General features: G+C 41.2%; 8 protein-coding genes. 4 read left to right on the plus strand and 4 right to left on the minus strand.

The window, feature by feature from the left end:
• Window positions 1–743: CoA-binding protein (locus tag ACP45E_RS14060; protein ID WP_141707343.1), on the minus strand; the 743-nt coding region annotated here is incomplete at its 3' end.
• A 217-nt stretch (window positions 744–960) separates the two neighbouring features.
• Between ACP45E_RS14060 and ACP45E_RS14065 the strand changes: the two genes are divergently transcribed.
• Together ACP45E_RS14065 and ACP45E_RS14070 are read left to right on the plus strand one after the other, a co-directional pair.
• Entirely contained in the window at window positions 961–1,533 is a 573-nt protein-coding gene (locus tag ACP45E_RS14065) for an SPOR domain-containing protein (RefSeq protein ID WP_017037968.1), read from the plus strand.
• A gap of 173 nt (window positions 1,534–1,706) precedes the next feature.
• Window positions 1,707–2,705, plus strand: a complete 999-nt coding sequence (locus ACP45E_RS14070; RefSeq protein ID WP_017037969.1) for a D-alanine--D-alanine ligase — start codon at window positions 1,707–1,709, stop codon at window positions 2,703–2,705.
• Between the two features lies 1 nt (window position 2,706).
• Here ACP45E_RS14070 and ACP45E_RS14075 read toward each other — a convergent pair whose 3' ends face one another.
• Entirely contained in the window at window positions 2,707–3,666 is a 960-nt protein-coding gene (locus tag ACP45E_RS14075; protein WP_017037970.1) for a tyrosine-type recombinase/integrase, read from the minus strand.
• 98 nt (window positions 3,667–3,764) lie between these two features.
• Between ACP45E_RS14075 and ACP45E_RS14080 the strand changes: the two genes are divergently transcribed.
• Complete coding sequence (locus tag ACP45E_RS14080; RefSeq protein ID WP_017033583.1) at window positions 3,765–4,139, plus strand: DUF3319 domain-containing protein; 375 nt, start codon at window positions 3,765–3,767, stop codon at window positions 4,137–4,139.
• A 5-nt stretch (window positions 4,140–4,144) separates the two neighbouring features.
• Entirely contained in the window at window positions 4,145–4,456 is a 312-nt protein-coding gene (yciH, locus tag ACP45E_RS14085) for a stress response translation initiation inhibitor YciH (protein WP_017033584.1), read from the plus strand.
• A gap of 1,119 nt (window positions 4,457–5,575) precedes the next feature.
• Here the strand turns inward: yciH and ACP45E_RS14090 are convergent.
• Both ACP45E_RS14090 and traF read right to left on the minus strand, forming a co-directional pair.
• Window positions 5,576–5,722 (minus strand): YoaH family protein, encoded by a 147-nt coding sequence (locus tag ACP45E_RS14090; protein WP_017033586.1) that lies wholly within the window; start codon window positions 5,720–5,722, stop codon window positions 5,576–5,578.
• 63 nt (window positions 5,723–5,785) lie between these two features.
• Window positions 5,786–6,919 (minus strand): conjugal transfer protein TraF (traF, locus tag ACP45E_RS14095; RefSeq protein WP_241824316.1); only part of this gene is annotated, 1,134 nt, incomplete at its 5' end.

Here is a 6,919-nt window from a genome sequence, read left to right on the forward strand (position 1 = left end):
TTTCTGCCACTGGCGGTGCGTCCACCTTTTAGAACCAAGATTCTTCGATTCCTTGAAGCGGCTCTGGCTGCGGACATAAATCGCCTCGCATCTTTTATGGTATCGACATACAGTAGAATCGCTTCTGTATGCGAATCCATGCTTAAACGATCCAAAAGCTCTGCAAAGTCGATATCCAGGCCGTTACCCAGAGAAACAAAAGCAGAAAAACCGATGTTCTTATCGTTGGCCCAATCGAGAATGGTGGTACACACCGCAGCTGATTGAGATATAAATGCGATCTTTCCTTTAAGGGCCGTGATAGGGGAAAAAGATGCATTGAAATTCAGCCAAGGCAGAATAATCCCCAGACTATTTGGACCAAGCAAACGCATATTCGAGTCTTTGGCTATCTTTAAGCAGCGATCTTGAATCGATATTTCATCGTCTGAGCGAGCCATGTCCGAAGCCAGAATAATAACCGTAGATATCCCTTTTTGCGCCAGCTCTTCAATTAACGCGACATTTCGGCTTGCTCGTGTACATAATACGGCGATGTCAGGGGTTATTGGTAACGCATCAATGCTCTTATACGCAAGTACACCACAGACAGAAGGGTACTTAGGGGTAACAGGCATGATCGCACCTTCAAATCCACCCAGTAATAGATTTTTCATCACAATATTACCGGCCCGTCGATCTTTGATTGAAGCACCGATAACGGCAACGGATTTAGGTTTTAGAAGCTGATCTAATGTATTCATGGCTCGTCCACTGCAATAATCATCTCTATAGGTTAATCAATTTAAGTTGCTTTAGTGACCATTTCTCACTCGTTCTGAACAGTAGAACACGGTATAAAAGTGACTTTGTGCCATGCATCACAGAGTATTGATATATAATTAAAAGGTTGGCTTGATTCTAAGCTCTTCAATCGGCATGATTTAAAGTAATTTCTATTTTTAGGACGTAAGTACATTCATGAAAAAGATTTCAATTGTGGGCCTATCGGTACTTCTATCGGCTTGTGCTTCTGACACATACATTACAGATGTCACATCTGAAAGTTATAGAGAAGACTACAAGGTTGCTGAAGTAGAAAAGCCAGTGGTTTCGAGTGAAGGCACAGCGGAAGGTATTGTTGAGAGTAACGTTGAAACAAACGCAGCCAAAGTTGTTCCTACTGCAGAGAAGAAAGTGGTGAATAAAACACCTGAAGCGGCTGTCGCCATCATTCCACCGACGGCTAAGCAAGTCGCTATGAACCCACGTTATGGGTTTACTATTCAAGTCGTTGCGGTAGGCTCTCAAACAAAAGTCGATGAATTTGCGCGTAAACTTCCTATGGACAACCAACAACCTGTCTGGGAAAACTATAAGGTAGTAAATGGTACAAAATGGTATACGGTGCTTTATGGTGATTACGCCACACGCGGTGAAGCAAAAGAAGCTATTGCCACACTGCCAATGGAATTCAAAAACCTAAAACCATTTGTCAAAAGCATCGATTCAATTAAGAATTCAGAATTCCCAACACTGAATAAATTGAACTAGAAACTATTCTAGAAATCATAGAGGCTAGGCTTCTCAGCTCTATGCCCTTGTTATGGTGAATAAAACATCAAATGAACCAAAACCGCGTAATTTAATCTGGGTTACGCTATCGTTTTGGTTCATTTTCATTATGATGAAGATAAGAATTTTATAGCGTTATGGAAACTACGTTAATGACTCAAACAACCATCCTTCTACTGTGTGGCGGAGGCTCTTCTGAACATGAAGTGTCTTTAGTCTCAGCCAACTATCTGCAGCAGCAGCTATCTTTGACCCCAAACTTCGATGTGGTGCGCGTCGAAATACGTCAAGAAGGTTGGTTTAATGATTCAAATAAACTCGTTTCTCTTGATACCAATACCGCTACGTTGAACGGTGAAGACCAAAATCTTCATATTGATTTTGTTATTCCTTGTATCCATGGTTTTCCAGGGGAAACAGGAGATATTCAATCGATGCTTGAACTAGCTGAAATCCCATACCTCGGATGTGGACCAGAAGCGAGCACCAATAGCTTTAACAAGATTACCTCAAAGCTATGGTATGACGCACTCGGCATTAACAATACACCTTATTTATTCTTGTCAGAGAACAATTCACACTCTTTAGAAAAAGCAGAGCAAGCACTAAGAAAATGGGGCAGTATTTTTATTAAAGCGGCTAGACAAGGCTCTTCTGTAGGATGTTACAAGGTAACGAAATCATCACAACTTAAAGAGGCTATCGATGCTGCTTTCGGATATTCTGATCAAGTGTTAGTAGAAAAAGCAGTAAAGCCAAGAGAACTTGAGGTCGCCGCTTATGAGTATGATGGCCAGCTATTCTTATCTCAGCCTGGTGAAGTTATCGCACCTTCCGATGCTTTTTATACCTATGAAGAAAAATACAGTGCAGACAGCCATTCAATTACCGAAATAGTGGCTGGTAACCTCTCACAAACTCAATTGAGCACAATAGAAGTCAGCGCGAGAAAAGTTTTTACTCAAATGCGATTACGCCATTTGTCTCGAATTGATTTTTTCTTAACTGAAGAGGGTCACATATATTTAAATGAGGTTAATACCTTCCCAGGCATGACACCTATTTCTATGTTTCCCAAGATGCTGGCGAACAATGGCCACCAATTCCACAAATTCCTCGAAAACTGCGTGAGTACATCTCTTCGCCGGTAAGCTACTCCCAAGGTTTAATGATCTTATACACTCGCTTTTCATCCTCTGCTGTTTGTTTTAGACCTATGTATTGATAGGGCATAGCAGGGGACAACCAGCGACCAAACTCTTGAATTTCTTTGGCTTTTTTACCACGACTGGCTAAATGCTGAGCGGCTCCAACACGAGTTGATTGCCCGGAAAATTTGATTGAAAGATTTAACAGGTCACTCGCTGAGGCTAATACTCTGTAAATGGAAGAGTCGTCCATTTGCGTACTGCTTACGTTACCATGTCGATCAATCGCGCGAAACAAACAGAGATCCGGATTATCTCCTGCTACCGACAGCCACAATTTCAAAACGGAAGAACACCGGTAACTAAGCTCATAAGTGTGGTCTTTGATTGATACAAGATAGTGATTTTCACATTCGGTGAGATCAGAAAAAGACAATGATTTAAGATCTGAACGCTTCAATACACATTCAAACATCACGTAATAGATGGCTAGATCTCGAACACTTTTGGGGCTCGGTGTTTCCATCAATATTCTATCAAGTTCTTTTATGTGATTTAGGGTTAAGCCTTCTGCTTGCTTTGCGTCCCCGAATTTGTCCATTCGATAACTCGCCAGTAGTTGCCGAACCAAGCTATTAGAAACAGGGTCTGTATCATAGAGTAGCCGATGAACCAAAGATAGGGTGACCGCGTAACGTTTCAAGGTGGAGAACTTACGCTTTTTCGCCTCCCGCTCAATAAATAAGCGAACAACAGTGACAGAAGCGGGGAGTGAACTGACTTGCTTCGTTTGACAAAATTCAGAGAAAAGATTCCAATCTTTGACCATCGCAAGTAAAGAGTTTCGAGAGTATACCCCATGGGTCAACATATCGAATTCTTCTAAGGTCACTTGAGACCCAAAAGTTGATCGCCAATCATTTAGTAGCTGTTTATCAGTAACCTGCGGGATTTTTTTTTGCATATCAGACACAGTAAATGAGAGATAATCGATAAATATACTTGATAAGCGAGCAGATACAATTATTATTTAAGTAACTATCATAATAAGAATATTCGTTTATGGCTGTCACAATTTATAAAGGTTTTAACTTAAAGTCTGCCGATAACACTAGCGATATTTGGCAAGCTAAAATTAAGAACCACGTTTTGTCCGGTAGCTTAGCTGCGGTGAAGAAGAGTATCGATTGGTTCTGCGATACCGCGACGATTATCGATCCAAAAGAGTTCACTTCCGTTGGTCGAAAGCGTGAGTCATCAGGATCCCCACAAGCAGAAAACTTTAATGGCTACGCCTTAAAAAACGATACGGGTGAGGCTAACACCTGGTATTGTTTTTTCAACGGCAGACTCATTAAGGGCTCAAAAATTGCGATACAAAAGCACATTGAAGCGTATATAATTGCGAAACAAAAAGCCGAGCAACAGAGAAAATAGTCATTATGAGTCTAGTGTATTCAACCGACGTCGGACGCATCAAACCAGAAGAACAAGTTATAGAAAGACCTAAAGGTGATGGTATTGTGCGCATTCAGCGACAAACCAAAGGTCGTAAAGGCAAAGGGGTTTGTATTGTTTCAGGGTTAGATCTAGCCGATGCCCAACTAAAGTTAGTTGCAGCCGAGCTTAAAAAAGTATGCGGCTGCGGTGGCTCTGTTAAAGACGGAACCATTGAGATTCAAGGCGACGCACGAGACAAGATTAAAGCCCATCTTGAAAAAAAAGGCCACACGGTCAAATTGGCCGGCGGCTAGAAAACACCCTTAAAAGATAATAGCTGGCTTACATCGATAGATTGCATGCTAGCTATTATCTATTTTATGGTAAATAAGTATTATGTTTAATGTGACTCCGTAGAGTAACGTGAGAGTCGGGTAGAACATGTAAACAAGCTATATCGCTTCACGCAACCTATTTAACATAAGATAGATAATACGCACTTAGACTGTAGGCCCCAGATAGTAATGTCACTTTTGAGCTAGATTAAAATGCCACCTTAGCACTGGTTGCTGACTACATTTCATGTACCAGTTTCGGTTACTAAGGACTACTGAGATGTTGATTGCCATGAGTGAAAAAGAAATGAGTCGATTCATAGTTATTCAAGACATCTGCGAATATCGTTTGCGTCGTGCTGCGCGGCGGAGATACTTTCCTTAAGTACTACGTGAACATGGTGCGGCTAGTTTAACCCATGCTTCTAGAGGTAAACCCAGTAATCGACGTTATTCTGACGAATATCGCAAAGAGATTCTTTCGACTATCCATAAACACTATTCTGATTTCTCGCTCACATTTGCACGATTACCGACAGTATCTAATCAAGCGATTTTTTTGCCAGACTTTTGCATCAGTCTACTAGGCGTCAATTATTTAAAAGCAATTATTTAAAAGCAATTATTTTAGCGAATGCCTACCCACACACTTCTTCTTTTCTTCTTCTTTCATTTGGAGCATTGACTATTTTTAAGCAAATGGTTCCGACGACTCTGGCTAGCTTAATTTCCCCTCACCATCAAGTGACATCGTAACTAAATTCATAAACAAACCCGTTATCCTGGGTTATCTTTAACTGCATTCTGTTACGGCGTCCAGCAACAGAATATAAAGCTAGCGTATTCAATCTTCAGGCACTGCCATTGGACAATAAAAGTCTTACTTTATTTACAACCACACTGGCAGAATAAGTAACCACTACAAGCTACTGATTAATATAAAAATAATGGTGAATTTATCACAGAAAACCCATAGATTAATGATATACCAAATATGCAATATCTATATATTCAGTTCGAAGTCATACGGTTCGCCGTATCACATTACGGCCTAAATACTTAGTTATAGTGCGCCAAGTTATAAAGCATTAGGAAATCCTATTGCTTTTCGCTGTGCTCTTTTCTAATTTGCTCAGCGACCAACTTTATCGCTTGTCCGGTACTCATACCGGTCAACATCAGTTCTTGGATTTTCTCTACAGCTTTTTGCTGCTCTTCGTGGGTTAATGAAAGATCGTCAAACATAAAAAAGCTCCTCTATAATGAGGAGCTGACTATATACGTTAATGATGACTAGAGATAGCGATATTAGTAGCTACCAAGGAAGTTTAAGTAAACGCCCATCGAATTTTCATTGGTATAGCTTGCACCGATATCCATTTGAAATAAGTTGAGTGGGGATATACCGATACCAGCCGTCACCGTGTCGTCACTATCCTCATACGCAAGGTTACGCTTGTACCCTGCCCTGAGTTTTAATTGACGCATAATATCAATTTCGCCCCCTACCCTTAACCACTGAGTATTATCGTCGAATCCGGTGAAACGTTCGTCTTCGTTCAAATCATAATCAACACTAATGGTAGCGTAATCGCCAACAAGACCTGCACCAACGGTGTACTGAGGTCGCATTTGATACGCATAGCTCAACGTTTCCGCAGGCCTAACTTGTGTCGGATCTATCTGAGAGGTAACCGCTCTCTTTGTTAGATCTTTAGTCTGAATGTCTCTTGATACTAGATTAGTTGCTGTAAAACCTACTCTAAGTGGCCCATGGAACCAAAGAAAACCAGCGTCCATGTTAAACATTGTTTCGCTGGTACCATTATCTGCGATATCCGCAATGTCATAATTATCCAGATCGGCTGAATATACATAAGTATAGATTCTTTGTAGTTTAGGGCTAATACCGAATGCTATATGCTGACCTAAGAACGTTTGATACTTGGCAAGAGAGATACCAACTTCTCCAACTCCTATTCCTACTGCATTGACAGCACTTAGCTCTGCATTAATTGCCGTGTTGATATCAGCTTGCGGTAGTGCCGAATTAGCTTGAGTATATATATCAGGCGAGGCAAAAGACTCGGTATAAGCTTTAGCAAAGACATTAGCAGCGATGTACTGATTAGGAATAGCAAAAGCAACGACGCCACCTAGCTCTAACTTAGCTTGGTCACCGTTCAAACTTTCAAGACTTGATTGAAGCTCGGCTATATTGGAATAATCACCAGAGCTCGCTTCGTTGATAAGCCCAGCGACCCGATCAAGATCATCAACCATGTTGTCTTCATCACTATAAGCCAAGCCTATGCTTGGGATGAGCATTCCGACGTCATCGTTTCTGCGATAAATTGCTGTTAACGCAGGGTTATAAAATGGAGCGGTGAGAAAGTTTGCCGAAACAACCCCTACACCACCCATCGCATCACCACGAGCTTC

Origin of the sequence: Vibrio genomosp. F10 str. 9ZD137 (genome assembly GCF_049974785.1) — a bacterium.
Classification (GTDB): domain Bacteria; phylum Pseudomonadota; class Gammaproteobacteria; order Enterobacterales; family Vibrionaceae; genus Vibrio.

What these genes read in the sequence shown, in the direction of transcription:
- ACP45E_RS14065 (WP_017037968.1), top strand. Translation starts at nt 961, where the DNA reads ATGAAAAAGATTTCAATTGTGGGCCTATCGGTACTTCTATCGGCTTGT.
- ACP45E_RS14080 (WP_017033583.1), top strand. Translation starts at nt 3,765, where the DNA reads ATGGCTGTCACAATTTATAAAGGTTTTAACTTAAAGTCTGCCGATAAC.
- ACP45E_RS14075 (WP_017037970.1), bottom strand. Translation starts at nt 3,666, where the DNA reads ATGCAAAAAAAAATCCCGCAGGTTACTGATAAACAGCTACTAAATGAT.
- yciH (WP_017033584.1), top strand. Translation starts at nt 4,145, where the DNA reads ATGAGTCTAGTGTATTCAACCGACGTCGGACGCATCAAACCAGAAGAA.
- ACP45E_RS14090 (WP_017033586.1), bottom strand. Translation starts at nt 5,722, where the DNA reads ATGTTTGACGATCTTTCATTAACCCACGAAGAGCAGCAAAAAGCTGTA.
- ACP45E_RS14070 (WP_017037969.1), top strand. Translation starts at nt 1,707, where the DNA reads ATGACTCAAACAACCATCCTTCTACTGTGTGGCGGAGGCTCTTCTGAA.